Below are 26,228 nucleotides of genomic sequence, written 5' to 3'. Positions count from 1 at the left end.
CGAACCTTAGGGATTGCTCATTTCATGCCGCTGAGCGATAAATGCACGACGCAGATCTTGTGAAATCGATCCAACATCAATGGATCTTCCATCGAGTGATGTGACCGGATGGATTCCTCGAGTCGTAGAGGTTAGGAAAAGCTCCTCGATGTCGCCTAAAGCCGAATACGGGATATCACGCTCTTTCACATCGAACAATTCAATAACAAGTCCACGAGTGACACCAGGTAAACATCCAGACGTTAAGGGCGGCGTGAGTACTTCGCCATCGATCACCACGAATACATTCGATGTGGTTCCTTCGCAAAGGTGCCCGACCGTGTTGGCCAGGATTGCTTCACTCGCGCCTTGAGCCTGTGCGAATTTCAGTGCCGTGCTGTTCTCTGCGTAGGACGTGCTTTTTGCACCAGCGATTGGTGACCGTTCATTTCGCACCCATGGCACGGTGATCACAGATGTTGAATCGGGCCATTGAGGTTGACCCATGCACGTAACAACGATCGTGGGCAGCGTTGACTTCCGACCCGCAGTGAAAGTGATGCGCAGTCTCCCAAGATCACCGATGACACTGGCATTTGCTGCGAGTACTTGATCCACTGCTTCGCGTATCAATTGAAGATTTGGATTAGGGAGTTCGAGAATCTCAGCTGATTGAATCAAGCGAGCCAGATGCCGATCTATCGCAAAGGGCTGGCCGCCATAAACCGCAACAGTCTCAAAGACCCCTTCACCCACAGTTAGACCTCGATCATCAACGCTAATAAGTGCCGTCGCATCTTCGATGAGTGCGCCGCCATCATTGGTTCCCAGCCAGATCATGCTTGACTCCCCTGTGTTTGGATCCATTCCTGCGCTGCAATATCGATGAGATGACTGGCCTTCAATTCAGTTTCGCGCCATTCACGCATTGCATCAGATCCCCAGGTAATTCCGGCACCGGTACCAAAACACAACTCATCACCATCAAGCCAAAAACTTCTAATCGACACTGCCAATTGCGCCTGCTGAGTATCCGAATCAACCCAGCCGATTGCACCGCAGTAAACATCGCGATTAGCCAACTCAAGTTCTTCTATGAGTTTCTGTGCAGCAATCTTCGGCGCGCCAGTAACTGAACCAGGAGGGAAGGTCGCGGTGAAGATCTCAGACCACGTGGTTCCGGCGAGCAGCTCGCTTTTAACGTGCGAGACGAGATGTACAAGACCAGGATGCTCTTCTTCGCGCAACAATCCTTCAACTTCTACTGTGCCGACTTCTGACACCCGAGCCAGATCATTGCGAACGAGATCGACAATCATCACGTTCTCAGCACGATCCTTTTCCGTAAGATCGAATCGAGTTTTTCCCGTACCTTTGATCGGTCCAGACGTTAACGTGCTCCCGTTGCGTCCAAGAAAGAGTTCAGGGCTGGCACATGCAATTGCAAGATCTAGGCCAGCAACTCGCACCATTGCTGAATACGGTGCTGGATTCCCACTCGCTAGCAGCGCGTGCAATCTGGCAATATCTCGCTCTGGGCTAGCCATTCTTGCGCGCATCACTCGACAAATATTTGCTTGGTACACGGTGCCTTCAGCAATTGCTGACCGCGTTGCTTCAACCGCATCGCAATACGCATCGACGTCCATCGAGGAACTCCACGAATCAACAGTTGGGCCCCTCCATGAGCCCACGAGCTCATGTGGTGGCTGAACGCTCCAATCGGCAAAGCGCAAAAATATTGGTGTACCCACATACGGGTACACCACGATCCATCTTCCGCCACGTTCAAGCACAAGCGGGTCAGTTGATGACTCCACCAGGTCTGTGGCCCACAGCCCCCCTGCGTAGGCAAGGTCAGCGTCTGGGACTGGTTCCACAGGGACATTGTGCCGCTTTTCGGTCACCCAGTTTCGCGCTCCGATACGTGGTCGGCTAATGTTCTCAATCGGTCATCATGGCCACGCGGACGTAGCGCAGCTGGTAGCGCACAACCTTGCCAAGGTTGGGGTCGCGGGTTCGAATCCCGTCGTCCGCTCGCAAGTGCCCACGGGCAGGCAGTAAGCCCTCGGGCGAGCTCAGGGTGGGTTGGCCGAGAGGCGAGGCAAGGGACTGCAAATCCCTCTACACCGGTTCAAATCCGGTACCCACCTCCATCTCTGTTGCGGTCAAAGCAATTGATTGCAATTGCCTTGTGCTCGTCTCGACGAAGTCTCCAATAGCCGGATTCACAACTCATACAGCACACCTGTAGTCTTTGCGCTGCTTAGGTCGATTGGCGCAGTTGGTTAGCGCGCTTCCTTGACATGGAAGAGGCCAGGGGTTCGAGTCCCTTATCGACCACTCGAAATGAACGGGAATCTGTACCCCAGGTTCCCGTTCTTTATTTTGCCTCGCTGATCTATCCCTTATGAAACGATGCTCCTATGCAAGCCGCGAATAATCGAATCATTACAGGCCGATCACTTGACCGGGTCATAAATTTTTCTGATGCGGTTGTTGCCGTCGCAATCACTGTGTTAGTTCTGCCCGTTGTTTCCATTGATGGCCCGTCACAGAATCAATCAATGCTCGACGTAATCCAAGCAAACTCAGGGCAACTCACAGCTTTTGTCGTGACCTTTTTCATGCTCTTTATATTTTGGCAAGGTCATCATCGAGTATTTGAGAACTTCTCGGCAATCAATAACTCCATCATGTGGCTGAATGCGGGTTGGCTTGCCACAGTTGCTTTTCTACCCTGGCCCAGCAAACTCATCGATATGGGCAACAACAGCGCTGACGCGAGTTGGCTCTACTGCCTGACTTTGTGCGTAAATGCCTTGCTGTTGCACTTCATCTATCAGGTGGGACGACGACACCCAGAATTCTTGGTCGACCCAAAGTTGTGGAGTTTTTGGCTCTCCATCAGTTTTGTATTTGCAGTCGCATTTGCAGTGCTATTCGTCGCTAGCCTCATCTGGCCCGGTACTGCGCTTTGGCTTTTGTTTTTGCTATTCCCGCTGCGATTTATTGTTCAACAAAAAGGAATACGTACCAAACCTTCAAGAAGTTAATTCACCAACGCTGCGCCTTCACGTGCTAACGCCACAAGCCGTGAGATCGCGCGGAAGTATTTCTTTCGATATCCGCCCTTAAGCATCTCCGCTGAAAAGAGCTCATCTAACTTAATACCTGAAGCCAGCACTGGAATATCTCTGTCGTAGAGACGATCAGCTAACACCACTAATCGAAGAGCTGTCGCCTGATCCGTTACCGGCTCAATATTCATGAATCCCACTGCTGCAACGCCATTGAGCAAACTTCCATAACGGGAAGGATGCACTGTTATTAAGTGTTGCTCTAACCGCGAAAATTCATCAATAGTGGCGAATTGATTACTTGCCAGACTTATTTCTATCTGTTGATTACTCAAAGGTGGCGGCGCATCAGGAAGCCCACGATGTCGGTAGTCCTCACCCTCTATCCGGAAAACATCAAAGTGTGCAGATAACCCTTGAATTTCACGTAAGAAGTCTTCCGCGGCGAATCGACCCTCACCCAATTTGTCCGGCAATGTGTTGGATGTCGCAGCTAGGCTGACGCCAGCCTTTACAAGTTCCCCCAACAAGGTAGACATCAACACCGTGTCGCCTGGGTCATCGAGTTCGAATTCATCGATGCAAACCAAATCATTCCGCGATAGCGCCTCAACTGCAGTTCGGAAGCCCAAGGCGCCTACGAGGTTTGTGTATTCAACAAAAGTTCCAAAACGTTTTCGACCAGGAACCGCGTGCCACAAAGATGCGAGTAGGTGCGTCTTGCCCACCCCAAAACCACCATCGAGGTAGATACCTGCCCGGCCCTCTGGCGGAGCACCGCGCTTAAACAAGCGCTTTTTTTCAGGCTCACGAGTAATACGCGAAGCAAATGCCTCAAGGGCACTCACTGCTGCCACTTGCGAGGGTTGGTCCGGTGCTGGAATGTAGGTAGAAAAACTCACTTCGGAGAACCGTGGTGGCGGAATAAGTTCATCTACCATTTGCTGAACCGATACATGAGGATTGCGATCAGCCAAGGCCCGAGGTTCAGACATGATGCACGAAGCCTAGCCCGGACATGGCACGATCAATCCATGCCACAGGCGAACAGCGACGCAGTCCAGTCCATGCCACATCGCGACATTCCTGATCTGTACTCATGGCCCGAGGCGGCAATTGGCCACTCTGCCCCGTGGGTACGTTGCAATATGGTGATGTCACTTGACGGTGCTGTCGTGGACTCTGAAGGTAAATCTGCTGGTCTTGGCACGGACGCCGACAAGAGGGTCTTCCTCGCCGTACGGCGCGATAGCGACGTGATCTTGGTTGGTGCAGGTACCGCACGCACAGAGGGCTACCGCCCAACCACTGTGCCAATCGCTCTCGTGAGTAACCGACTGAACCTTGACCAATCCATGCCTGTTTTCACACAGGCAACCAGCGATACTCCGCCGACCTTAATCATCACATCGCAAACGGCTGCCGACCAGGCACCTTCATGGCTTGCTGCACACTCCACGATCATTCCTTGCGGTGACACACACGTTGATCTTTCAATTGCGATCCAGGAACTTCATGCCCGCGGTCTGGATCGGATCCACTGCGAGGGTGGTCCAGCTTTGCTCACGTCGCTACTGGAATCTGAACTTCTTGATGAACTGCTCTTAACTGTGACACCACTCCTCCTAGGCGGAGGAGCAACCATGATTACCTCGTCCTTGGGCAAGATCCAAGGTGAATACACGCAGGTCCGGACAGATGAGGGCACTGTGCTTATGAGATTTAGTCCTCGGTACTCGTCATGATCAATCCGACGGCAAGGGATCTCTTCGCGATACGGTCCTGACATGAATACTGGTGTGATCGTGCTGTGGACTTTCGCGGTTGTCTTGGGTCTGTTCGGTTTGGCTTTTGTCTGGACGGGGCTCAATGGTGAACGTGGCTACTGGTCACAACGCGATCCACATGGCAACGCACGCAATGATGCAACCAAATTCCCCACGATCCTTCGAAACGCCTTCACCTATGCCGTGGGTGAGGTGCGTGCGCCGTTGCGGATTGCAGCAATTGGCGTCATTCTTATTTATGCCGCTGTGGCGTTCGCAGTGGTGGCGGTTATCGTTTCTTTACTGAATTCTTAAGTATTTATTCGCTGTGCGAATCGCCAGCCTCATCAATTGGTGGCCCAACATTCGTTCCATCATTAGGGCAATCGCCCATCCAATATTCACTTACCGGCGCTGGTGGTGTTGCACCTGGATTTGCTTTCAACCAGTTATCTGTTGACGTGAGGTATTGACTCAGAGCCTGCTGCCCTTTAACAACGGAAGTATCCCAGCCACAATTGGGAATGGGTTCTGTTGCTGGGACCTGATTTGAACACGCCGCTATTGAACACACGGCAATAAGTGCGCCTGACGCAAATATTGATAATTGGCGAACGTCCACTCATATACGTTACTTGCGCGCCTACTGAGTTCAGCTCAATGAAATCAACCTGTTACGGCTGAAGCATCGAAACCGGACACTGCAGCAGCCCACCGAACACCCAATTCAGAGCCAAAAAGCTTTGTTCCTAGCTCATAGAGGTGCAGCAACTGCGCAGCGTCACCCTCGATCATGGCGCCTTCTACTTTGGCATTCCATTCGATCTCTTCGATCGTCATACCTTGAGTATGAACCTAAAACCCGCTGCCTACCATGAGTCCATGGCCCTGTTCAACAATATTGAGTCCAATAGCGAGCCCGGTATCAACCACTTAGGTCGTTCATTACGTACATTGCAAGACTATGTAGCTGCAACTGGCGCGAGCCAAGAATTGGCAGAGCGGGCCGCCCTTGTTATCGATGAGGTCGTGGGCCTATTGGAACCGGATCGGTATGTCGCCGCACGCGACAAAGGGTGGGATGACACCCAGAGGGCTCGCGGTTCACGAACACTCAATCCCCCGTATCTCACAAGATCAGTCACCAAGGAAACATTTAGGGCAACCGTCACTTTCGGGAGCTTTTACCTCGGCGGTAATGGAGCGGTGCACGGTGGAGCAATTCCACTGCTCTTTGATCAAGTGCTCGGGCAACTAGCCAATTATGAACGACCTATTTGCCGTACTGCCTATCTCAACGTTGATTTCAAAAACGTAACGCCATTAGATGTTGAACTTGAAGTCCGCGCTCACTTCGAAAAGATCGAGGGCCGTAAGCGCTTCACCTACGCGGCGCTCTATCACGGCGATCTACTTACAGCCGAAGCTCGCGCTCTATTTATCGAGCTGAAAGATGGCGCGGCATAGGTCCTGGATAAGCAAGCCTGCTACCGCAAACCATGCTTTGATTTCAGCATGAAACCGCAACCAGTATTTGTGCAGTACCAAGGCGAGGTATACGCCGGATCAATGGTTGCCTGGCGCTCGATTAAAGGCATCACTCACGGCGTTACGTTCGGTGCGGGCCTAGTCCGATTCCGACGCTTTGACCGTGATTATGAATTGTGGTTTACCCAAGGAGCTATCAGGCCAGCAAACCCAGACGACGACTCCGTGCCGGATGAAGAATGGTCAACGGAAGCTGTTGAACGATTTCTTGCGACGTTACAAGACGACAAGTGATCGCACTTACTTCAGCGACGCCCAGTGATCAATCACAACATCCGATGTGGTCACTAACGCAATATTGCGAATCGTGTACTTCAGAAGATAAGGCACATACTCGGGTGGATCACCTGCAATGCAGTCACTAATCACTGCGCACTTATAGCCCGCGTTTGTGGCTTCAATCGTGGTACCTAACACAGCAAGATTCGCAGACATCCCCATGATGACTACTGACTTGATACCTAGGTTTCTTAAGTAGTTATCCAACGGCGAAGAAGCAAACGAGGTCAGCCCTAGTTCGCGCTGGATGATGATGTCTTTTTCTTGTGGGTCAAGCCCTGGCGCAACTGGACCTAAGCCACCGCTCCATTCGCCGCCTGATTCGCGACCGCGAATGAGATCGTTCGTAGGACGACCAAGCCCATCATTACGCCAACTATTGTTGATGAAAATAATTTGCGCACCCACGGCACGGGCAGCGACATTTACCTTGGCAATGTGACCAACAAGATCCATTTCGATAGCACTCTTGGCAAGGCCTGGAATCCGAGGGTTTACAGGATCGACGAGACGAGCCTGCGTTTCCACAACTAGTACCGCAGTGGTAGCCGGATCCAAATATGGACCTACATCAATTGCCATGACCGCTCCACCCACGCTCGACGTAAAAGAAAGCCACAGGCTAGTGCAATCACACTTCTCTGCACAGAGTTATTGCCATAGAACTATTTGCGCGAACGCTTCTCTCTCACGCGCATCATGATGCGTATAGGTGTTCCATCGAAGCCATATTCCTCGCGGAGCCTACGTTCAATAAATCGTCGATAACCGGCCTCGAGGAATCCTGTTGTGAACAACGCGAAGGTCGGTGGGCTCGTTGCCACCTGAGCACCGAACAAGATTCTGGGCTGCTTGCCACCACGAATCGGGTGTGGATTTGATTGCACGATCGACGCAAGGAACTGGTTCAGGCGGCCGGTGGAAACGCGCGTTTCCCAGCCCGCCAACGCTGTCTCAATTGCCACTTCAAGGCGTTCAATATGTCGACCGGTCTTTGCTGAAACGTTGACGTGTGGCGCCCATGGAACCTGCACGAGATCTCGGTCGATTTCGCGCTCAAGGTAGTGGCGACGCTCTTCGTCAGTTAAGTCCCACTTGTTAAAAGCGATGACGATCGCACGGCCAGCTTCTTCGGCCATAGAAATAATGCGCACATCTTGTTCACTGATCGGTTCAGACGCATCAACCAAGATCAATGCAACTTCGGCACGATCCAAGGCAGCAGTCGTACGCAACGTTGCGTAGTACTCGTGACCGCTTGCTTCCTTTGCGCGGCGTCGAATTCCAGCAGTGTCAACAAACCACCACCACTTTTCTTTTAGCTGTACAAGTTCGTCAACTGGATCAACCGTGGTGCCGGCAACTGAATCAACAACAACGCGCTCAGATCCAGCCATCGCGTTCAACAACGATGACTTGCCCACGTTGGGTTTTCCAAGAAGGGCAACTCGTCGAGGCCCCACCCCACGCATGCGGCCTTTGCCTTCTTCAGGAAGCACCTTGACGATCTGATCAAGGAGGTCACCTGAACCACGGCCATGCTGGGCTGAAACTGGATATGGCTCACCTAGCCCAAGTGACCAAAGCGTTGTTGCTTCCATTTCAAGTAGCGCGTCATCTGCTTTATTGGCCACAAGAATGACGGGCTTTCCAGAACGACGCAGGACTTCAACGACCGCTTCATCGGTATCGGTTGCACCAACCGTTGCGTCCACAACGAATGCCACAGCATCAGCATCGTTGATTGCCCGTTCAGCTTGTGCAGCAATTGCCGCCGCCATGCCCTTGACCTTGCGATCCCATCCGCCGGTATCGATCAAAATAAAGCGTTTGCCATTCCAGTCAGCTTCATATGTCACACGGTCACGTGTTACACCTGGGAAGTCTTCAACGACTGCTTCACGGCGACCAATAATGCGATTGACCAGGGTCGATTTTCCAACGTTTGGTCGACCAACGATCGCAAGAACTGGCCATCCTTCGGTGTTGTTTTTTTCTGTGAGATCGGCCAGATCCTCGTCGAACTCACCAAACTCAGCGCGAGCAGCGGCCAGCGCTAGTTCGAGGGCAGCTTCGTCCTCAATTTCCTCAATCTCTGCACTGCCTTCAACGAATTGCGGCTCGGTGGCATCACCTTCATCGGTGTCAATTGATACCCAACCGTCAGTCATGCCCTGCCTGCTTTCGTATTCGAGCTCGAGCATCTGCCTGAGCTTGGCGCACCTGTTCGCTCACTGTGAGGACAGTGGCTAGCGCACAAGGATCGCCACTTGGCGAAATCTGAATCGGTGCTTCGAACAGGATACCGATCTTCGAGCGTGGTCTTGGCGGGTCGGTGGCGACCTTGCCACTTGCCCCCGTCACCATCACCGGAATCACCGCAGCCCCCGTGGCCGCTACTAAGTACCCCAATGAGGGCGATTTCCCCATGAATCCGACTGCCTGACCAACTTTCAGAAGGTCCAGCGCTTGGCGCATTGCCCCAAAACCAGGCTCTTCGAAGGGGATATCTCCACCTAAATACCGGGTCTTTTTCGACAGCACTTCCCGAAGAGCACCATCAATGACCATATTGACCGGGCGAGGCGAGCAAATATTCACAATCGGTGCGACGAGTACGCCCAACCCCGAAACATTCAAAATGACCGGGCCGGTCAATGGAACGTTCTCGGCTCCCTGCACTTCTAAGGAGTACAGAGCTTTGAGCGCGGGAGCCGTGAAATTGCGAAGGGTGGCGGCCCGAGAAAAGCCACCCATTAGCTCGCAGCTTGTGCTCGGGAAATCACTTCAGCGATGACTTGATCCAACGTCAGGTCGCTCGTGTCGAGTTCATAGGCTTCCTGGCTTTGCGTCAGTGGGCTTGCTGCACGAGTTGAATCAAGGTGGTCGCGACGCTCAAGGGCTGCCTGAGTCGCCTTAACTTCTTGTGAACTCGCCTCAGCGGATCCAGCATCTTCTTTCGCTCGTCGCAGTGCACGAATTTCAGGACGCGCAGTGAGGAAGATTTTGACTTGAGCATCTGGAAGTACGACCGTGGTGATGTCTCGGCCTTCAACCACAATGCCAGTTCCTGCTTGCAATGCCTCACGCGCTTGAATGCGCTGCAATTCAACGAGAAGTTCACGAACCTTTGGCACGGCGCTCACCGCGCTCACTGCGCTCGTGACGCGTTCATCGCGTATTGCAGAACTTACGTCAACACCATCAACTTCGATTGTTGACTCAGTTGGGTCTACCCCGCTCATAAGTGCGGGGACTTCACAAAACTGCGCAACGTGTTCGGCATCGTTCGGGTCTATTCCTGCATTGAGCACAGCCCACGTCATAGCCCGGTACATCGCTCCGGTATCCAGATATCGCCACCCCAAGGCCCGTGCAGTTCCTCGACACACGCTTGATTTTCCTGATCCCGCAGGGCCATCAACAGCAATCACAAGCGGATTCACAAGACACCTTTAACATCAAATTTTCTCGACACCAAAGCATCAACTAAATTTTCAGAACGATCGGGCCGCACTGAAAGCTCAACCAATCCGCTAGGCCTTCCCAATACGTGTTCAATACGAACGTCTTCTAAGTTAATTCCCGCGTCACCCGCTGCAACAAAAAGCCTCGCGAGTTCGCCTGGCTTGTCTTCAATAAGCACCGCTACTTGACTAAATGCAGCTTCGACATTTCCATGGCGACCTGGGATTCTTGCTCGACCCTTTGCCCCAGCACGTAATGTTGCATCAAGAATTTCTGAGTGATCTTCATCCCCATTGGCCAATTCCCGAAGCGCGTGCAAAACCTCTTGCAATTCAGCCACTAACCCACCGATAACTTCAGCAACCGGTGCAGCATTCTCCGAAAGAATGTCCACCCAAAGCGTGTTGTCGGAAGCGGCGATTCGTGTCATGTCACGCAAACCTTGCCCAGCTACAGCGATGTGGTGTTCATTAGCCGGTAACAGTTGTGCAGCAAGCGCACTACTCAAAATTTGTGGCGCATGTGAAACCAATGCAACGGCTTGATCATGTTCTTGCACTGTCATTTTCACTGCAATCGCACCACAGGTAAGCGCAAGCTGCTCTACAAGATCCTGCGATAAATCCGACGATGAACCAAGCGCAGTAATGATCCACAGACGATCATCGAAGAGATCCTTACGCGCCGCCGCTGCACCAGCAACTTCCCGACCGGCCATTGGGTGGCCACCAACGAGGCGTGACTCATCGGCGCCAAAAGCAATTGCTTTCCGCAAAATATTGCTTTTCACACTCGTAACATCGGTAATCACTGCTTCAGGGAATTCAATACTCGCATCGGCAATGACTCGTGCTGCAAACCGCGGTGGAACAGCGACCACGACCATTTGCGGTGTTTGCCCTTCACGTTTCATCGCGTCAAATGGCACACCAGCACCCATATCAACGGCGGTATTGACCTGCGACTGATCAACATCGCGCAGCCACACATCTACGTTGGCGCGCGCAAGAGCCTGCCCTATTGATGCACCAATGAGCCCCGCTCCAATAACTAAGACGGGACCTTGAATTGCTTGTGGCTCAGATTCGTTCACGACTTCACGTCCGGGCGCAAAACCTCTGCACCGCGTAAGTACACATGGCGAATTTCTGTGCGCGGGGTATCGATTTCAACATGAAGCATGACTCGCACGGTCAAAGCAAGCGCCCCAAGTACGTCAATTTCCTGCGCACACATCAATGGAACTTCACCAAAGCCAAATTCTCGTGCAGCCTTAGCCGGAAAGCCCGAGTGAATGTCTGGGGTGCACGTAAAAAGGACGCTCACAACGTCATCTGTAGTGATCTGATTTCGCACCAAGATGGTGGTGAGCATTTCACCTACAGCCTCGGTCATCTCAACGGAATCGTCCTTGGTGAGGCACACCGCTCCCCTGATTGCACGCATGGCGGCAGCCTACAGACCAACGGCCGTATAGAGGGCGTGCAAGTCCGATCCCGTGAGCTCAATGACCTCACCTGGCTTGAGGTTGCCTAAATACAAGGGCCCAATGCGGGTCCGCACCAAATCAATAACGGGATGGCCCACGTGGTCCATCAGGCGCCGCACAATACGGTTACGACCCTCATGAATCACTAACTCCACCATGGCGCGGTCTTTAGCCTGCTGAATGATGCGAACTGCGTCCACCTTCATCGGACCGTCTTCCAACTCCACGCCGCTCTTGAGTAATCGCAAAGTCTGCTGCGTGACCATGCCCTCGACCGTTGCGACATATGTCTTATCAACACCGTGCGCAGGGTGACCCACACGATTGGCAAGTTCACCATCATTCGTGAAGAGCAACAAACCTTCGGTATCAGCATCGAGCCGACCGATGTAGAACACACGCTCAGGGCGATCGGCCAACATGTCACCAACACATGGGCGGCCCTGCTCATCGTCCATCGTCGTAATTACGCCGCGAGGCTTGTTCATCACTAACACAATATTGTCGGGTGCCGTTGGAATTCGCTTGCCGTCAACGTGAACGACTGCCGTCGTTGGATCAATGCGCATGCCCTGTTCTTCGACAACGCTGCCGTTAACACTTACCCGACCTTCTTCGATTAACTGCTCACATCGACGACGACTACCGATACCGGCTTTCGCTAGAACCTTCTGTAACCGCAGTTCCGTATCGAGCTCAGGTTGCTGTTCAGTCATTAGTCACCAAAAGCAACGGAATCGAGAACATCTTCAAGATCGGCAAGATCAGGAAGATGTTCAGCAAGCGGTGGGAGATCATCGAGTGATGCAATACCAAGACGCTCAAGGAAGGTCGACGTTGTGCGATACAGAATTGCCTGTGACTCTTCTTCATGACCCGCTTCTTCGATCAAGCCACGAGCCACCAAGGTACGAATCACACCGTCAACATTGACTCCACGCACAGCGCCGACGCGACCTCGGGTAACAGGCTGGCGATATGCAATCACAGCCAAGGTTTCAAGCGAAGCCTGAGTCAAACGAGCTTGTTGACCGTCAAGTACATAGCGCTCAACAACAGGCGAACATTCAGCGCGCGTGTAGTAACGCCATCCACCAGCAATTTCTCGAAGTTCAAATCCACGTACTGCTTCGTCATAATCCCGAACCAAGGCGCGAACGGTCTCTTCAACCTCATCAGTGGTTTGACGAGTGGCCTGAGCCAATGCAACAACACTCATTGGCTCATCTGCGAGCAACAACAACGCTTCGATAGCCGCAGCAAGACTTGGAGCACCTAGTTCCTCAGGTTCTTCGGCGGCATCCGTCGCGTCAAGTTCTTCCTGAATGCCTTCGTCAAGGACAGCCTCGTTGGACTGCACGTCTTCTTGCACGTCACTCATCGCCTTGCTCCTTCATGTCACTTTCATCGAGATCAGTTGCCTGAATTTCATGGGCTTCAGCCTGGGATACGGCTTCAGCAACTGGCGCCACGAGATCAATGGGACGTTCCTCATCAAATTCATCGGTGACTCTGATTTCATCAGTGTCGTTGCCCGTCCAACGAATGGTGAGATCACCAAGTGGCGTGATCTGCTCGAAGGCAACCGCAGCTTCCCTGTAAAGCTCAAGTAATGCCAAGAATCGACCAACAACCAACATGGTCGTATCGCAGTCTGCAATGAGTGCGCGGAACGTGCTCGTGCGTACCCGGCGCAATCGATCAATGATGATTTGTGCTTGTTCACGCACGTTGACCTTTTGCACGTGAATGTGCCCGACACCGACTTCTTCAACAGGCTTTGGCGCCAGCGCCTTCGCAGCCAGTGCAGCGAATTGGTCCGGGCCTAGCCCCAACAGCACCTCTGGTAGTAACGCCGAGAATTGCGCTTCCAGACCAACCGTACGAGGGAAACGCTTATTGGCATTCGCCATGCGATCAGCAAATATTGCTGATACTTCCTTGTATGCCCGATATTGGAGCAAACGAGCAAACAGCAGGTCGCGCGCTTCCAGTAGTGCGAGATCTTCTTCATCCTCAACTTCACCGCTTGGCAATAGTCGAGCTGCTTTGAGATCCAGCAAGGTAGCTGCAACTACGAGGAAGCTGCTTGCTTCATCGAGATCCCAGGTTTTTCCCTGTTCGCGGATGTACTTGATGAATTCATCGGTAACTGTGTGTAGAGCCAGCTCTGTAACTTCAAGTTTGTGTTTTGAAATAAGCGACAACAGTAAATCAAACGGACCATCAAAATCACCAACGCGAACAGAAAACCCTTCAGGAGCGGGTGCTTGCGTCGAAGTAATCTCAGGCGCGGATTCGTCAGGCTCTACGACTTCTTGCGCAATTTGCGTCCCGGTCACCGGGCTAATACCTCGCGCGCCAATTGACGGTATGCGTCGGCACCTGAGCTGGTCGGAGCGAATTGAGTGATTGGCTCACCAGCAACTGCTGCATCAGGGAACTTCACTGTGCGATTAATTGCGGTCTTAAATACTTGATCGCCAAAAGCCTGCTGCACCGTTTGAAGTACTTCACGACTGTGCAAGGTGCGGGGGTCATACATCGTTGGCAACACACCAAGAATGACGAGTCCTGGATTCAGGCGAGCTTTGACTTTGTTAATGGTGTCTTGAAGCAACGCAACGCCGCGAAGGGCAAAGTATTCAGTTTCCATGGGAATGATGACGCCGGTACTTGCTGTTAAAGCGTTCAAAGTAAGCAAGCCAAGCGATGGCTGGCAGTCAATCAAGACAATGTCGTACTCAGCCATGAGGGGCGCGATGGCGCGACCAAGTGCGTACTCGCGACCAACCTCGCTTACCAGTTGGAGTTCGGCAGCCGAGAGGTCAATGTTGCTGGGAAGTAGATCCAGGTTTTCAACGTCTGTATGAATGACGACATCGCGCACATTGCATTCATGATCCGTTAAAACGTTGTAGACCGTCAGATCCATTTCATTTGGGTTTACGCCAAACGAGACTGACAGTGCACCCTGTGGATCGAAATCCACGAGGAGGACCTTGCGGCCGTAGCCGGCAAGGGCTGCTCCCAGGGAAACCGTGGAAGTGGTCTTTCCTACGCCACCTTTTTGATTGACCATGGCGATCACCCGGGCCGGGCCGTGCGAGGTCAATGGAGCAGGCTCAGGAATTGAGACTGCGGCAGGCGCCGATGCGGCTGCTGACTGCTCTTCCGAACTCATGGCCATCCCTCTCGACAATCACTCACGAACCAACGCCCCAGCCTAATGGGCTAAGGCCTAAGCGCGCGGATGGCTCGTGGCATACACCTCACGGAGCGTGTCGGCTGTGACTGCGGTGTAGATCTGCGTGGTCGTGACCGAGGCGTGGCCCAGGAGCTCCTGCACCACGCGAACATCTGCCCCACCCTGGAGCAAATGGGTGGCATAGGAGTGTCGAAGAGTGTGGGGGCTGACTTCTACGTCCAAATGGGCCTTAACCGCGGCCTGGCTTACAACCGCATAGGCACTCTGTCGAGATAACCGCGATCCACGCGCATTTACGAATACTGCGGGTGTCCCCTTGCCTTTCATGATCAGGGCCGGCCTGCCACGAACGAAGTACTCCTCCAGGGCAGTGATGGCAAAGTCGCCTAAGGGCACCAGCCGCTGCTTGTTTCCCTTGCCCGTTACCACGATTGAACGATCCGGGATGTTGAGGTCGTCAAGATCAATGCCAATGGCTTCACTTATGCGCACACCCGTGCCATACAGGAGTTCCACGAGGGATCGATCTCGCAGTCCACCTGGAGTGTCAATGTTTCCGGCTGCCTCCAATAGAGCGCTGACCTGCTCAATGGTCAAGGCTTTGGGAAGTCGCTTACCACTTGATACAGGCGTCACCAGGTGGCTTGGATCTTGAGTAGCCATACCTTCATCAACGGCAAAGCGATGAAACCCTCGCACGGCGATCAACGTTCGCCCAGCACTGGATGCAGCAAGGGGCACCCCAAGGGATGGATCTCGTAGTGAGGCAGCGAAATCAGAAACATCGGTTTCCGAAACGGACTGTGCACTGAGTAGTGCTCGCGATTCACACCATTGTGCATATCTGGCCAAATCACGGCGGTAGGCGCTTAACGTGTTTGCAGCAAGCCCCCGCTCGATAGCAAGGTGATTGAGGTATCCGCTAATTTCGCGATCGATCTGCACGACTAGTGCTGATCTTTCTTATTGAAATTCAATGGGATGCGGCCTTCATGTACCAGGGCATCGCGCATGACCCATGGTTCACGTGCATCGCGTAGACCACGCCAGCCTTGCTCTCGGTACGCCCAGGCCGCCAATATTCCAGCTACCGCCGTAGGTCCGCTTATTGCTCCGGACAACACGAGATCCTTTGCTTGATCAAGATCAACCCACGTGCGGGGCAGATACATTTCTTCGGCTTCACCAGTTAACGGACGGCCTCCAGGAAGCTCGTGCAGATCGCGCGCGAGATAGATGCGAATTGCTTCGCTCGACCCTCCCGGCGAATTCAAGAAATCAACCAGCGTGTGCCATCTGTGTGCTTGGTAACCGGACTCTTCAGCAAGTTCACGTTGAGCGGTGATTTCCGGCGCTTCGCCTGCTACATCAAGTAGCCCAGCAGGGGGTTCAAAAATATATGTAGCAATTGGGTGACGATATTGACGAATTAAAAGAACGCGGTCTTGATCATCAATCGCAATCACTGCAACCGCACCTGGGTGGACAACGATGTCGCGTTCGATTAAACGACCATCAAAGTCAACGGTGTCACGACGAATACTCCACACCTTGCCCTCGAACTGGGCAGACGAATTCACAATTGGAAAAGACCCGCCACCATCGGCGACCGGTCCATTCCAATGTTCGTCAGTCATTGCTTCAACTAAGCGGTGACTGCTGCTTGCTGCTGACGCACCAGTGCGGCTGCTGCAAGACCCGCAAATAGTGGATGCGCGCGTGTTGGACGCGAGCGGAATTCTGGGTGAGCTTGGGTAGAAACGTAATACGGGTGAACATCAGCGGGTAGCTCAACAAATTCCACTAAGCGACCATCTGGCGAAGTACCAGAAAACACCAAACCAGCTTCTTCCAGTTGTGGTCGATATGCGTTATTGACTTCATAGCGATGACGATGGCGCTCATCAACATACGGAGAACCGTAGGCGCCAGCGACGACTGATCCTTCTTGTAACTTCGCTGGGTAAAGCCCCAAACGCATCGTGCCACCCATATCGCGATCACCTGAGATCACATCGCGCTGATCGGCCATCGTTGCCACAACAGGATGTTGAGTTGACTCATCAAATTCAAGTGAATTTGCATCAGTGAGACCAGCAACATTTCGCGCATATTCGATAACCATGCACTGCAATCCAAGACATAAACCAAGGGTCGGAATGCCATGCGTGCGTGCATACGTCAATGCACCAAGCTTTCCTTCAAGCCCACGCACACCAAATCCACCAGGAACACAAATTGCATCCAAATGCCCAATAGCTTGCTCAGCGCCAGCTTCAGTTGCGCAATCATCACTAGCTACCCAATGAATATTCACCTTCGTACTGTGATGGAAACCACCGGCACGCAGCGCCTCAGTAACTGAAAGATAGGCATCAGGCAAATCAATGTACTTTCCGACAAGCCCAATATTGACTTCGTGCGCTGGACTATGAACGTGCTTGAGCAACGCGTCCCAGCTTGTCCAATCAACATCGCGGAATGGCAAATCAAGACGACGCACAACATAGGCATCAAGACCTTCAGCGTGCAGAACCTTTGGAATGTCGTAGATGCTTGGCGCATCAGTGGCCGCAACTACTGCCTCAAGATCCACGTCACACATTAATGAGATCTTGCGCTTAATCGCCGATGGAACCGGGCGATCAGCACGAAGAACAATCGCATCTGGCTGAATACCGATGTTGCGAAGAGCCGCAACTGAATGCTGCGTTGGCTTTGTTTTTAATTCACCTGAAGGACCAATGAAAGGCAGCAGTGATACATGGAGAAAGAACGTGTTATCTCGACCAACTTCATGGCGTACCTGGCGAATCGCCTCGAGGAATGGCAGAGATTCAATATCGCCAACGGTGCCGCCAACTTCAGTGATCACCACATCAACGTCAGGCCCAGCCATTCGACGAATACGAGACTTAATCTCGTTGGTGATGTGCGGGATCACCTGGACGGTGTCGCCCAAATATTCGCCACGTCGTTCCTTAGCGATCACGTTTGAATAAACCTGACCCGTCGTGACGTTTGCAGAACCGTGTAGATCGGTGTCAAGGAAGCGTTCGTAGTGACCAACGTCTAGGTCGGTTTCCGCGCCATCATCGGTGACAAACACTTCACCATGTTGGAACGGATTCATCGTTCCTGGATCAACGTTGAGATACGGATCCAGCTTTTGCATCGTGACGCGAAGGCCACGTGACTTCAGGAGGTTACCCAGACTTGAGGCAGTGAGCCCCTTGCCAAGTGAAGAGGCGACGCCTCCAGTAACGAACAGATGCTTGGTTTGGCGCTGGGCACTCATGGAAGACCAGACTATCAGCGAGTGCGCTCTGCCGCTGCCATGGCAAGGAGTTCCTCGGCATGTGCCAGGCCCGAATCCGATTCATCGAGGCCCGAAAGCATGCGCGCGAGTTCCGCGGCCCGATGTGTTCCCGTCACATCCTTAACACTGGACGCCGTGATGACCCCATCGCTGGACTTTTCAACGACCAGATGACGATCGGCGAAGGCTGCGACCTGCGGCAAATGGGTCACCACAATGACCTGAGCTTCCATGGCTAACTTTGCAAGGCGCCGGCCCACTTCAACCGCTGTGCGCCCTCCAATGCCGGCATCGACCTCGTCAAAAACAAAGGTGGGCACCGAATGGCGGCCTGCCATGGTTACTTCAATGGCCAGCATCACGCGCGAGAGTTCGCCGCCAGAGGCTGCTTTGGTCACCGGCCCAGGGTCAGCACCTGGGTGCGGTCGCAGCAGAAATGAAACGGCATCTGACCCATTGCTATTGAAGTCTTCAATATTCGCGCTCGAAGCGATGTCGATGACCAGCTGCGCGTCAGGCATCGCAAGGGATCGCAATTCATGACTCACTGCATCCGCCAGTTCATTGGCTGCATGCCTGCGAATTTCGGTTAACCGACTTGCAACTTCAACCACACCCTGCCGACTCACTTCTATAAGTTGACGTAGCTCTTCAACACGCTCATCTCCCCCATCCAGGCTCGAAAGTGTGCGCTCAGCTGCAGTGCGCCACACCAGCACATCGTCAATTTCAGGCCCGTATGACTTCAGCAATTTCCGGAGGGCAGCGCGGCGTTCTTCAACCCAGGCTTGGCGTGCTGGATCGGCCTCGAGGTCACTTAAGTAACTGGCCATTTCAGCACCAGCATCAGCGAGGAGTGCATTGACCTGCTGAAGTTGCAAGCGTATTTCACCCAAGGAGGCATCGATGGTCGACAGCCGATCAACTGCTTTCAGTGCAATCGCAACGTCGCCTACAACGCCGTCACCAACGTCGTTTCCCACTAACGTGTCATGCGCAAGAGTCAGATCTTCAAGTAGCGCCCCTGCATTCGATAATCGTGCAGCTTGAACATCGAGCGCTTCATCCTCACCCACTTCAGGATTCACCGCGTTGATTTCTTCCAAACCAATACGTAATTGTTCAGCTTCACGTTCCCGATCTAAACGATGAGTAGTGAGATCCTCAAGTTCTGCAACACTGGCTTTCCATGATTGAAAGGCGCTGCGAAATTCCAGTAGAGCGTCATGACATGGCGCACCCGCGAAGCGATCTAGCATCTCGCGCTGACGATCTGGTGACCGCAATTGCCATTGATCAGCTTGTCCATGAATTGCTATTAATTCACCCGAAACTTCTTCAAGTAATGAACGCGGAACGGTGCGGCCACACGCTACTGCTCGACCGCGACCCTCAGTTGGCACAGTTCGAGTCAAAATAATTTCGGCCGCATCTGCATCGATATCTGGTGGTGCACCAGCATCTTGGAGTCGATAAATCAACTTCTCGCTGTTCGACGCTACAAGCCAGTTACCTTCGACACAAGCCTCAGACGCGCCACGACGAACAATGGAACTCTCAGCTTTGCCACCCGCCAACAGGCTCAAACCGGTCAGCACCATGGTCTTTCCCGCGCCAGTTTCACCCGTTATTACGGTCAGACCGGGAGAAAACTCCATGTGGGCGTCATCAATAACGCCCATCCCCTGAATACGCAGACCGGTAATCATTTACGCCCGCCAGCCATCGACAGGCAGGGCAAATTTCGCTACTAGCCGGTCTGTGAACGGCGCATCCGCTAGGCGGGCGAGTTGAACTGGGTTGGAATTTCTGCGCACTTCAATGCGAGATCCACCGGAAATTTCGCTAGTGCGACGGCTATCAGCGGCTAATAGACAGGCCGACTCATGGGAAATTTCAAACACAATGACGCTTGACGGGCCGACCACGAGTGGGCGAGCAAACAGTGCATGAGCACTTAACGGCACGATCAGCATCGCTTCGACTTCTGGCCACATCACTGGGCCACCAGCAGAAAAAGCATAAGCAGTTGAACCTGTCGGAGTGGACGCAACGACACCGTCGCAACCCCAACGCGAAAGTGGACGACCATCAACAGCGACGAGGACGTCGATCATGCGAGAGCCTGTCGCTTTTTCCAAGCTCACCTCGTTCAGCGCCCACGTGCGCAACACTTCACGCTCGCCTTCAAGTACGCGAATATCCAACGCCATGCGTTCTTCTACATGCCAACGACGATTCACGATTGCATGAGTCACAGCATGAACATCTTCAGACTCTGCTTCAGCTAGGAAACCCACGTGACCCAAATTCACCGAAAGAATGGGAACGCTTGCCGCTCGTGCACGTTCAGCTGCGCGAAGAATCGTTCCATCGCCACCGAGCACGACAACGACCTCGCACCCATTCGCTGCGGTTTCATCCGCAGCAACGACGTCAACATCGTTAGGGATTCCCGATCCCCAATCCAAAGCATCATCGGCGGCAATTTGCATCCGGAAGTGTGCAGCCTGCAAATCCGCGATGACTCCTACAGCTGCTTCACGAGCCTGAGGTGCGCGCGTATTGAGCACGAGCAGCGCGCGACGCGTTTCACTCATTGCGGGCCCTCCTCAACTGCCGTGGTGATTGCTTGACGGAGGTCATCATCTCGTAGATACGACGGGCGTGGGGCTTCATCCACAGGCTTCGCGCCCAACCCGCGCTGCAGCCATAGGAAGTACTCGACATTGCCACTTGGGCCAGGGAGTGGACTGGCGGCTACTCCGGCTACTCCAAGCCCCAAAGCAATTGCTCGCTCGGCCACAGCCAACACCGCACCCATGCGCACCTGAGGATCTCTGATGACCCCATCGCCAACCGCCTCGCGTCCAACTTCGAACTGGGGTTTGACCATGATGACGAAATCTGCATTATTCGCAGTACAAGCCACCATGGCTGGCAGCACAAGTGCCAATGAAATAAACGAGAGATCAGCGACGACAAGCTCCGCCAGGAATTCGACATCATCGGCAGTCAGCGTGCGAATGTTGGTGCGCTCCATCACGACGACTCGGTCATCGGTACGAATTGGCCAGGCCAATTGCCCGTACCCAACATCGACTGCCAAAACCTTGGCTGCGCCTCTTTCAAGTAGCACTTGCGTAAAGCCACCCGTCGAGGCGCCCGCGTCGAGACAGCATTTGTTTGTCACATCGACAGCAGGAAATGCATCAAGGGCACCATTGAGTTTTACTGCACCGCGTGAAACATAGCCATGACCTTCGGCAACGACAACCTCAACCGGATCAGACGTTTCGACTTGGGTCGCCGCCTTAGTCGCAACAGCCCCTTTCACCGTTACGACACCGGCACTTATGAATTCTTGAGCCTGTTCCCTTGATCTCGCTAATCCGCGGCGAACGAGTTCTGCGTCAAGACGCCTGCGCGCCACAATACTTACGCGCTAAGGTCAGATAGTCGCTGATGCAAGCGACCATGCACAGACGTGAACACTTCGGCATGATCATGAATATCGCGATCGTCAAGCGTCGCGAGTTCTTCAAGAGCGATGTCTACTTCAGCATCACCTGTGGGTTCCCATACGGCAAGCACAAGCGCATTGTCATGTTCTGCCAAGACCATGACTGAATCAATGGAGTCTTCAACGACTTCAGCTTCAATTTCATCGCGATTGATTTCTTCCACCAGCGCCGCATCTACGCCATCAACTTCAATGGTGTCGCCTTGTACAAAATCAGATGGCTCAGATTCAAATGCTTCGACATCATCGGCGAATTCCTCGAAATTTTCGCTCACTTTGCAACCTTCTTCACTGCAGCCTTCGTTGCCGGTGACTTCTTCGCAGCACTCTTCTTGACTGGCTGAACTGTTGCCGACTTGTCGGCTACCGGTGCTTTCATGTTCTTGATTTCGGCGATTTCTTTTTCAAGACGTTGAACATGACGACGAACAGCGGCCAATTCATCTTCACGAACGAAACCCATGCGACTCACAGCGCGGTCTACCTCTGAAGTAACCAGCCCGAGCAACATCTCACGGTTGTTTCGGCTCGTTGAAAGCAATTCATCAGCCAATTCCTGCACTTGACCTTTGATGTCAGGAGCTTTGGTGGACAGTTGAATTCCTTGACTCACCAACTCCATGGCAATTTCTTTAGCTTTGGCTTTGGTGACGTCACTGAGGCCATTGGCTAATTGCAGATATCCACGCAGGTCATTAAGCATGGGTTCAGGCTACTTCGTCCCAGGCCTGGTTGGGTAACAGGCAGGTCAGGTCGTCAGCAACAAAAGTCGGTCGCTCCTGGCCCTGAGCTGATCGGCCCTCAACAAGGGTGGCGACTCCCGTACCAACGAGCAAGGTTGGGATACCTAAACGAGACCCTGCTGCGATATCGGTATCAAGGCGATCTCCGATCATCAACGGGCTCCGGGCGCCGGTGCGGGCTATCGCTTCGTGCAGGAGGGCTGGTTCTGGCTTTCCTGCGACCGCATCAGGGCCTCGACCAGCTGTTTGAGCCACTACTTGAACCAAGGCCCCATTGCCTGGGGCAATTCCTCGAACCGAGGGAAAGGTGGAATCAAGATTGGTAGCTATCCATGGAACACCAGCGCGCACGGCAAATGTGGCTTCGGCAAGATCTGACCAACCAACATTGGATCCATATCCCTGCATCACTGCGACGACCGAATCCGAAAATGTGCGAACCGGATTAAATCCTCGTTCACGTAATGCAGCTGCCACGCCCTCTCCTCCAATGGCTAGAACATCTCCGCAGGAAACGAACGATGTCACCAACGTGGCACCAGCCATCGAAGATGTCACCACGTCTTTTTCAGTTGCTGGAATTCCCAATTCGCGCAAGTGCGCTGCAACGTCAGATGCTGTTCTTGAAGCGTTGTTGGTGACGTAGACGCACCGAGCACCCTGTGCAATGGCACTCAAAATGCCTTCGCGTGCACCAGGAACCACATTCGGACCGATGTACACCACTCCATCCAGATCAAAGAGCAAGACATCGTGATTACCAATACTCATAGCTCTTCACCAAGAATTCGTTTGAGACTTTCCTGATTCTCAATGGGGCCATTGAGTGGAAGGTTGTCAGCGATGCGAGCACGAAGCGTCGCCTTCACTTGCCCGAATGCGCGGGCATACTCCAGCCGCTCAGGTCGCATGGCTGAAGCCATACCTAACTCGTCGCGCGCTTGGATGAACTGCTGCATTCGCCATAAGCACAGGCCTTTGCCGAAGTGCGCATAGTCATTATCTGGCTGTAACTGAATCAAAACATCGAATGCCATTGACGCAGCACGGAAGTCTGAGGTGTCGAACAGTGCCCGGGCATACATCTCCATGATTGACGCCGACTGCGGTTCAGCCGACATGATGCGATCGATCAAAAGAAGTGCTGCGTGCGGATTTCCGGTTTCGAGCAGTTCACGCGCACGCTGGTACCACGAATACACCTCATCAGAATGATCACTGGTGAATGAATCAGCGTTTGACACTCGTAGATTCTCGCACGCGAACCAAACTTCGCACTTCAATCTCGGTGGAACTACCTAGACCTTTGCCACTTTGCCAGAATCTGCGACGCAATTCCCCTTGGATTTCAACCCAAGTACCTACTGGCCACGATTCCACTTTCGTCCGAATTGCGGGTTTAAGTGTTTGGCAAGCCAATGAATCAACTTTCTGGTTGCCGACTCGAGGTTTGCTCGTGCGCGGGACGATCACCGTGAACGTGGTGATCTCATCGCCGCTTGGCAATTCTTTAGTGAAGACTTGCTGCCCTAATTTTCCGATGAGGTGAACCTCGTTGATGCCGTGTAAATCTTGAATATTTGTCATGAAACACATGGTGGCCACATAAGTGTGGGTTCGCACCTACCGATTTCCATCGGTGGATACGAACCCACATAATCACGACCTGTGGAAAACTCAATTCTCGTCAGAGAATTCAATTCCATCCATGATGTTGCATTGTTCTTCAGCGTCCGTCGCACCATCAATGTCAGAACCAGCAGCGCGTTCCATCCATTCGCGCGCATCGTTCTTGCGGCCTGCATCTTGAAGCAACATTGCGTAGGCGTATTGCAGACGTGCCCGGGTGTCTCCTGGTTTTAATCGAGTTAACTCGGGAATTTGCAATGTGACGATGGCTGCATCGAGTTCGCCTAAGTCGGCACGTGCACCTGCCGCAACGATCATCATTTCTGCGCGAGTTTCCGCTTCCATCTTTTTTGTATCAATAGATCGGATGTAGTCCAAAGCCTTTTGCGGCTTGCCTAGCCCACGTTCGCAGTCGGCGATCATCGGAATGTATTGATCTCCGCCGTTCATACGACGAACGGCACGCAATTCGGTGAGGGCTTCACCAAATCGACCCGCCTGATAAGCAACAATTCCGCATGCTTCGCGCACCATTGCAATTCGCGATGCCCGACGTCGTGCTGCCTTCACATGTTCTGTTGCGAGAGCGAGATCGTCATCGGCCATAGCGCGTTCCGCCGCTACTAAATGGCGTGCAACGAGAATCTGCAGCCCTTCTGGAAGGGAACGAAGCTCAAGCAACATCCCCTTGTCGAAGTCATCAGGTGTGATGTCATCGGGGATGCGCGGATCGCGGATTTCATAACCCTCGTCACGGCGGTTGACCTGTTCGCGCGCGCCACGGTCGTCGCGGCGGTTATTGCTTGGGCGACCCGAAGTATTGCGATTGTCGCTGCGCTGCCCATCTGGGCGTCCGCGCTCATCGCGGCGGTCACGGCTTGGCGCGCGGTCGTAACCGCCCGAACGTGGCGCTGAACTGCGCGGGCGATCATCACGGTCATCACGACGATCGCGACTTGGTGCCCGGTCATACCCACCACTGCGCGGAGCACTGCTACGCGGACGATCATCACGACGATCAGAAGAACCAGACCGAGGTGCTGCACTACGAGGTCCTGAGGAACGAGGACGATCATCACGGTCATCACGACGATCGCGACTTGGAGCGCGGTCATAACCACCGCTGCGCGGAGCACTGCTACGCGGACGATCATCACGACGATCAGAAGAACCAGACCGAGGAGCTGCACTACGAGGACCTGAGGAACGCGGGCGATCATCACGGTCATCACGACGATCCCGGCTTGGTGCCCGGTCATAACCACCGGAACGAGGGGACGAACTACGCGCATCTGAGGAACGCGGACGATCATCACGGTCATCACGACGATCCCGGCTTGGTGCCCGGGCATAACCACCGGAACGAGGGGACGAACTACGCGCATCTGAGGAACGCGGACGATCATCACGACGATCAGAGGAACCTGAACGAGGGCTTGAATTTCGGCGATCGCCACTTGGACGATCAGAGGATCCGTATGACTTGGAACCACCAGTTGGACGTGAGCTGCCTGGACGACCTCCAGCTGGGCGCCCTGAACCACCGGATGCAGGACGGCCGCTTCCGCTTCTGCCGCCACTGCTTGGACGTGATGATCCTGACCGGCCACCACTTGATGGTCGACTTGACCGGGCTCCACCGCGGTCATTGCGTTCTGCCATGAGCTGATCCTCTCGCACACACACGTGTGCAGTTACATTGGGGAAGAAATGGAAATGGCCACCCCGAGGGGTGGCCATTTCACAAAATTTGTCCGGCGGCGTCCTACTCTCCCACACAGCTTCCCGTGCAGTACCATCGGCGCTGAAGGTCTTAGCTTCCGGGTTCGGAATGGAGCCGGGCGTTTCACCTTCGCTATGGCCGCCGAAACTCTATTGAGATTTCAATTGGGCTTTGTTCCCGACCGAATCTCGGGAACCACACAGTGGACGCGAACAAAAAAGTTAAGTTAAAGGCAAGTCCTCGGCCTATTAGTACCGGTCAGCTCCACATGTTGCCATGCTTCCACATCCGGCCTATCAACCCAGTCATCTAGCTGGGGGCCTTACCCGGTTAACCCGGTGAGAAATCTTATCTTGGAACGGGTTTCCCGCTTAGATGCTTTCAGCGGTTATCCCTTCCGAACGTAGCTAATGAGCAGTGCTCTTGGCAGAACAACTCACACACCAGAGGTTCGTCCAACCCGGTCCTCTCGTA

Annotated in this window: 32 protein-coding genes, 3 tRNA genes and 2 rRNA genes; 8 read left to right on the top strand and 29 right to left on the bottom strand. The window is 53.4% G+C overall.

Features of this window, described 5'->3' with window-relative positions:
• Positions 1-6: 6 nt before the first annotated feature.
• Together PHN51_00185 and PHN51_00180 are read right to left on the bottom strand one after the other, a co-directional pair.
• Positions 7-819, bottom strand: a complete 813-nt coding sequence (locus PHN51_00185) for an aminotransferase class IV (protein ID MDD2817195.1) — start codon at positions 817-819, stop codon at positions 7-9.
• A complete protein-coding gene (locus tag PHN51_00180; GenBank protein MDD2817194.1) occupies positions 816-1,859 on the bottom strand; it encodes a chorismate-binding protein in 1,044 nt (347 codons plus the stop codon). Before PHN51_00180 ends, PHN51_00185 begins: the two co-directional genes overlap by 4 nt.
• Before the next feature lie 85 nt (positions 1,860-1,944).
• Here PHN51_00180 and PHN51_00175 point away from each other — a divergent pair.
• From PHN51_00175 to PHN51_00160, 4 genes are all read left to right on the top strand, one after another.
• Positions 1,945-2,017 (top strand) — tRNA-Gly (locus PHN51_00175).
• Between the two features lie 44 nt (positions 2,018-2,061).
• Positions 2,062-2,135 (top strand) — tRNA-Cys (locus PHN51_00170).
• 113 nt (positions 2,136-2,248) lie between these two features.
• Positions 2,249-2,322, top strand: a tRNA-Val gene (locus PHN51_00165).
• An 83-nt stretch (positions 2,323-2,405) separates the two neighbouring features.
• On the top strand, positions 2,406-3,035 hold the full coding sequence (locus tag PHN51_00160; GenBank protein MDD2817193.1) for a TMEM175 family protein: 630 nt from the start codon (positions 2,406-2,408) through the stop codon (positions 3,033-3,035).
• On the opposite strand, the gene zapE is transcribed toward PHN51_00160, so the two are convergent.
• Positions 3,032-4,054, bottom strand: a complete 1,023-nt coding sequence (zapE, locus tag PHN51_00155) for a cell division protein ZapE (GenBank protein ID MDD2817192.1) — start codon at positions 4,052-4,054, stop codon at positions 3,032-3,034. The two genes, PHN51_00160 and zapE, sit on opposite strands and share 4 nt — an antisense overlap.
• A 39-nt stretch (positions 4,055-4,093) precedes the next feature.
• On the opposite strand from zapE, the gene PHN51_00150 reads away from it, so the two are divergent.
• Both PHN51_00150 and PHN51_00145 read left to right on the top strand, forming a co-directional pair.
• Positions 4,094-4,804: a dihydrofolate reductase family protein gene (locus PHN51_00150; GenBank protein MDD2817191.1), complete on the top strand. Its 711-nt coding sequence runs from the start codon at positions 4,094-4,096 to the stop codon at positions 4,802-4,804.
• Between the two features lie 42 nt (positions 4,805-4,846).
• The gene (locus tag PHN51_00145; protein ID MDD2817190.1) at positions 4,847-5,140 is read left to right on the top strand and encodes a hypothetical protein; all 294 of its coding nucleotides are present in this window, start codon (positions 4,847-4,849) and stop codon (positions 5,138-5,140) included.
• A 4-nt stretch (positions 5,141-5,144) separates the two neighbouring features.
• On the opposite strand, the gene PHN51_00140 is transcribed toward PHN51_00145, so the two are convergent.
• Together PHN51_00140 and PHN51_00135 are read right to left on the bottom strand one after the other, a co-directional pair.
• Positions 5,145-5,447, bottom strand: coding sequence for a hypothetical protein (locus tag PHN51_00140; GenBank protein MDD2817189.1), 303 nt, complete (start codon positions 5,445-5,447; stop codon positions 5,145-5,147).
• A 44-nt stretch (positions 5,448-5,491) separates the two neighbouring features.
• The gene (locus tag PHN51_00135; protein ID MDD2817188.1) at positions 5,492-5,665 is read right to left on the bottom strand and encodes a hypothetical protein; all 174 of its coding nucleotides are present in this window, start codon (positions 5,663-5,665) and stop codon (positions 5,492-5,494) included.
• Between the two features lie 42 nt (positions 5,666-5,707).
• Between PHN51_00135 and PHN51_00130 the strand changes: the two genes are divergently transcribed.
• The gene (locus PHN51_00130) at positions 5,708-6,292 is read left to right on the top strand and encodes a PaaI family thioesterase (GenBank protein MDD2817187.1); all 585 of its coding nucleotides are present in this window, start codon (positions 5,708-5,710) and stop codon (positions 6,290-6,292) included.
• Between the two features lie 48 nt (positions 6,293-6,340).
• Positions 6,341-6,607 (top strand): hypothetical protein, encoded by a 267-nt coding sequence (locus PHN51_00125; GenBank protein ID MDD2817186.1) that lies wholly within the window; start codon positions 6,341-6,343, stop codon positions 6,605-6,607.
• 6 nt (positions 6,608-6,613) lie between these two features.
• Here PHN51_00125 and PHN51_00120 read toward each other — a convergent pair whose 3' ends face one another.
• The 24 genes from PHN51_00120 to PHN51_00005 form a co-directional block, all read right to left on the bottom strand.
• Positions 6,614-7,234, bottom strand: coding sequence for a cysteine hydrolase (locus PHN51_00120; GenBank protein MDD2817185.1), 621 nt, complete (start codon positions 7,232-7,234; stop codon positions 6,614-6,616).
• Positions 7,235-7,317: 83 nt separating this feature from the next.
• A complete protein-coding gene (gene der / locus PHN51_00115) occupies positions 7,318-8,823 on the bottom strand; it encodes a ribosome biogenesis GTPase Der (protein ID MDD2817184.1) in 1,506 nt (501 codons plus the stop codon).
• Entirely contained in the window at positions 8,816-9,409 is a 594-nt protein-coding gene (locus PHN51_00110; GenBank protein MDD2817183.1) for a hypothetical protein, read from the bottom strand. The genes der and PHN51_00110 overlap by 8 nt, the downstream gene beginning before the upstream one ends.
• A complete protein-coding gene (cmk, locus tag PHN51_00105; GenBank protein ID MDD2817182.1) occupies positions 9,409-10,098 on the bottom strand; it encodes a (d)CMP kinase in 690 nt (229 codons plus the stop codon). Before cmk ends, PHN51_00110 begins: the two co-directional genes overlap by 1 nt.
• A complete protein-coding gene (locus PHN51_00100; protein MDD2817181.1) occupies positions 10,095-11,213 on the bottom strand; it encodes a prephenate dehydrogenase in 1,119 nt (372 codons plus the stop codon). Before PHN51_00100 ends, cmk begins: the two co-directional genes overlap by 4 nt.
• On the bottom strand, positions 11,210-11,566 hold the full coding sequence (aroH, locus tag PHN51_00095) for a chorismate mutase (GenBank protein MDD2817180.1): 357 nt from the start codon (positions 11,564-11,566) through the stop codon (positions 11,210-11,212). The genes PHN51_00100 and aroH overlap by 4 nt, the downstream gene beginning before the upstream one ends.
• Positions 11,567-11,575: 9 nt before the next feature.
• A complete protein-coding gene (locus PHN51_00090) occupies positions 11,576-12,325 on the bottom strand; it encodes a pseudouridine synthase (GenBank protein ID MDD2817179.1) in 750 nt (249 codons plus the stop codon).
• The gene (scpB, locus tag PHN51_00085; protein ID MDD2817178.1) at positions 12,325-12,990 is read right to left on the bottom strand and encodes an SMC-Scp complex subunit ScpB; all 666 of its coding nucleotides are present in this window, start codon (positions 12,988-12,990) and stop codon (positions 12,325-12,327) included. Before scpB ends, PHN51_00090 begins: the two co-directional genes overlap by 1 nt.
• Entirely contained in the window at positions 12,983-13,951 is a 969-nt protein-coding gene (locus PHN51_00080; GenBank protein MDD2817177.1) for a segregation/condensation protein A, read from the bottom strand. Before PHN51_00080 ends, scpB begins: the two co-directional genes overlap by 8 nt.
• Complete coding sequence (locus PHN51_00075; GenBank protein ID MDD2817176.1) at positions 13,948-14,793, bottom strand: AAA family ATPase; 846 nt, start codon at positions 14,791-14,793, stop codon at positions 13,948-13,950. Before PHN51_00075 ends, PHN51_00080 begins: the two co-directional genes overlap by 4 nt.
• 57 nt (positions 14,794-14,850) lie before the next feature.
• On the bottom strand, positions 14,851-15,762 hold the full coding sequence (xerD, locus tag PHN51_00070) for a site-specific tyrosine recombinase XerD (protein MDD2817175.1): 912 nt from the start codon (positions 15,760-15,762) through the stop codon (positions 14,851-14,853).
• Positions 15,763-15,764: 2 nt separating this feature from the next.
• A complete protein-coding gene (locus tag PHN51_00065) occupies positions 15,765-16,454 on the bottom strand; it encodes an NUDIX hydrolase (protein ID MDD2817174.1) in 690 nt (229 codons plus the stop codon).
• 8 nt (positions 16,455-16,462) lie between these two features.
• Entirely contained in the window at positions 16,463-18,115 is a 1,653-nt protein-coding gene (locus PHN51_00060) for a CTP synthase (GenBank protein MDD2817173.1), read from the bottom strand.
• Positions 18,116-18,129: 14 nt separating this feature from the next.
• A complete protein-coding gene (gene recN, locus PHN51_00055; GenBank protein ID MDD2817172.1) occupies positions 18,130-19,845 on the bottom strand; it encodes a DNA repair protein RecN in 1,716 nt (571 codons plus the stop codon).
• Positions 19,846-20,736 carry an NAD kinase gene (locus tag PHN51_00050; protein MDD2817171.1) on the bottom strand — a complete coding sequence of 297 codons (891 nt, stop codon included), beginning with the start codon at positions 20,734-20,736 and terminating at the stop codon, positions 19,846-19,848.
• Positions 20,733-21,569 carry a TlyA family RNA methyltransferase gene (locus PHN51_00045; GenBank protein MDD2817170.1) on the bottom strand — a complete coding sequence of 279 codons (837 nt, stop codon included), beginning with the start codon at positions 21,567-21,569 and terminating at the stop codon, positions 20,733-20,735. Before PHN51_00045 ends, PHN51_00050 begins: the two co-directional genes overlap by 4 nt.
• Positions 21,570-21,574: 5 nt before the next feature.
• Positions 21,575-21,934 carry a hypothetical protein gene (locus PHN51_00040; protein ID MDD2817169.1) on the bottom strand — a complete coding sequence of 120 codons (360 nt, stop codon included), beginning with the start codon at positions 21,932-21,934 and terminating at the stop codon, positions 21,575-21,577.
• The gene (locus PHN51_00035) at positions 21,931-22,362 is read right to left on the bottom strand and encodes a hypothetical protein (protein MDD2817168.1); all 432 of its coding nucleotides are present in this window, start codon (positions 22,360-22,362) and stop codon (positions 21,931-21,933) included. Before PHN51_00035 ends, PHN51_00040 begins: the two co-directional genes overlap by 4 nt.
• 4 nt (positions 22,363-22,366) lie before the next feature.
• On the bottom strand, positions 22,367-23,173 hold the full coding sequence (locus PHN51_00030) for an HAD-IIA family hydrolase (GenBank protein MDD2817167.1): 807 nt from the start codon (positions 23,171-23,173) through the stop codon (positions 22,367-22,369).
• Complete coding sequence (locus tag PHN51_00025; GenBank protein ID MDD2817166.1) at positions 23,170-23,646, bottom strand: hypothetical protein; 477 nt, start codon at positions 23,644-23,646, stop codon at positions 23,170-23,172. The genes PHN51_00030 and PHN51_00025 overlap by 4 nt, the downstream gene beginning before the upstream one ends.
• Positions 23,633-23,989: a single-stranded DNA-binding protein gene (locus PHN51_00020; GenBank protein MDD2817165.1), complete on the bottom strand. Its 357-nt coding sequence runs from the start codon at positions 23,987-23,989 to the stop codon at positions 23,633-23,635. The genes PHN51_00025 and PHN51_00020 overlap by 14 nt, the downstream gene beginning before the upstream one ends.
• A 90-nt stretch (positions 23,990-24,079) precedes the next feature.
• The gene (locus tag PHN51_00015) at positions 24,080-25,693 is read right to left on the bottom strand and encodes a hypothetical protein (protein ID MDD2817164.1); all 1,614 of its coding nucleotides are present in this window, start codon (positions 25,691-25,693) and stop codon (positions 24,080-24,082) included.
• 90 nt (positions 25,694-25,783) lie between these two features.
• Positions 25,784-25,900 (bottom strand): 5S ribosomal RNA (rrf, locus tag PHN51_00010).
• 82 nt (positions 25,901-25,982) lie between these two features.
• Positions 25,983-26,228: ribosomal RNA gene (locus PHN51_00005) — 23S ribosomal RNA — on the bottom strand; the annotation flags it as partial.

Source organism: Candidatus Nanopelagicales bacterium, assembly GCA_028687755.1.
Classification (GTDB): domain Bacteria; phylum Actinomycetota; class Actinomycetes; order S36-B12; family S36-B12; genus UBA11398.
The sequence above is the reverse complement of the archived record's forward strand: the minus strand, read 5'-3'. Positions and strand labels throughout refer to the sequence as shown.

Bases quoted from the DNA above. Each gene is read 5' to 3' on its own strand.
- PHN51_00060 (MDD2817173.1), bottom strand. From the start codon at position 18,115: ATGAGTGCCCAGCGCCAAACCAAGCATCTGTTCGTTACTGGAGGCGTC.
- PHN51_00130 (MDD2817187.1), top strand. From the start codon at position 5,708: ATGGCCCTGTTCAACAATATTGAGTCCAATAGCGAGCCCGGTATCAAC.
- PHN51_00090 (MDD2817179.1), bottom strand. From the start codon at position 12,325: ATGACTGAACAGCAACCTGAGCTCGATACGGAACTGCGGTTACAGAAG.
- PHN51_00185 (MDD2817195.1), bottom strand. From the start codon at position 819: ATGATCTGGCTGGGAACCAATGATGGCGGCGCACTCATCGAAGATGCG.
- PHN51_00015 (MDD2817164.1), bottom strand. From the start codon at position 25,693: ATGGCAGAACGCAATGACCGCGGTGGAGCCCGGTCAAGTCGACCATCA.
- PHN51_00065 (MDD2817174.1), bottom strand. From the start codon at position 16,454: ATGACTGACGAACATTGGAATGGACCGGTCGCCGATGGTGGCGGGTCT.
- PHN51_00145 (MDD2817190.1), top strand. From the start codon at position 4,847: ATGAATACTGGTGTGATCGTGCTGTGGACTTTCGCGGTTGTCTTGGGT.
- der (MDD2817184.1), bottom strand. From the start codon at position 8,823: ATGACTGACGGTTGGGTATCAATTGACACCGATGAAGGTGATGCCACC.
- aroH (MDD2817180.1), bottom strand. From the start codon at position 11,566: ATGCGTGCAATCAGGGGAGCGGTGTGCCTCACCAAGGACGATTCCGTT.
- PHN51_00135 (MDD2817188.1), bottom strand. From the start codon at position 5,665: ATGACGATCGAAGAGATCGAATGGAATGCCAAAGTAGAAGGCGCCATG.
- zapE (MDD2817192.1), bottom strand. From the start codon at position 4,054: ATGTCTGAACCTCGGGCCTTGGCTGATCGCAATCCTCATGTATCGGTT.
- PHN51_00160 (MDD2817193.1), top strand. From the start codon at position 2,406: ATGCAAGCCGCGAATAATCGAATCATTACAGGCCGATCACTTGACCGG.
- PHN51_00120 (MDD2817185.1), bottom strand. From the start codon at position 7,234: ATGGCAATTGATGTAGGTCCATATTTGGATCCGGCTACCACTGCGGTA.
- PHN51_00150 (MDD2817191.1), top strand. From the start codon at position 4,094: ATGCCACAGGCGAACAGCGACGCAGTCCAGTCCATGCCACATCGCGAC.
- PHN51_00030 (MDD2817167.1), bottom strand. From the start codon at position 23,173: ATGAGTATTGGTAATCACGATGTCTTGCTCTTTGATCTGGATGGAGTG.
- PHN51_00125 (MDD2817186.1), top strand. From the start codon at position 6,341: ATGAAACCGCAACCAGTATTTGTGCAGTACCAAGGCGAGGTATACGCC.
- PHN51_00050 (MDD2817171.1), bottom strand. From the start codon at position 20,736: ATGAGTGAAACGCGTCGCGCGCTGCTCGTGCTCAATACGCGCGCACCT.
- PHN51_00020 (MDD2817165.1), bottom strand. From the start codon at position 23,989: ATGACAAATATTCAAGATTTACACGGCATCAACGAGGTTCACCTCATC.
- recN (MDD2817172.1), bottom strand. From the start codon at position 19,845: ATGATTACCGGTCTGCGTATTCAGGGGATGGGCGTTATTGATGACGCC.
- PHN51_00075 (MDD2817176.1), bottom strand. From the start codon at position 14,793: ATGAGTTCGGAAGAGCAGTCAGCAGCCGCATCGGCGCCTGCCGCAGTC.
- PHN51_00035 (MDD2817168.1), bottom strand. From the start codon at position 22,362: ATGCTTAATGACCTGCGTGGATATCTGCAATTAGCCAATGGCCTCAGT.
- PHN51_00110 (MDD2817183.1), bottom strand. From the start codon at position 9,409: ATGGGTGGCTTTTCTCGGGCCGCCACCCTTCGCAATTTCACGGCTCCC.
- scpB (MDD2817178.1), bottom strand. From the start codon at position 12,990: ATGAGTGACGTGCAAGAAGACGTGCAGTCCAACGAGGCTGTCCTTGAC.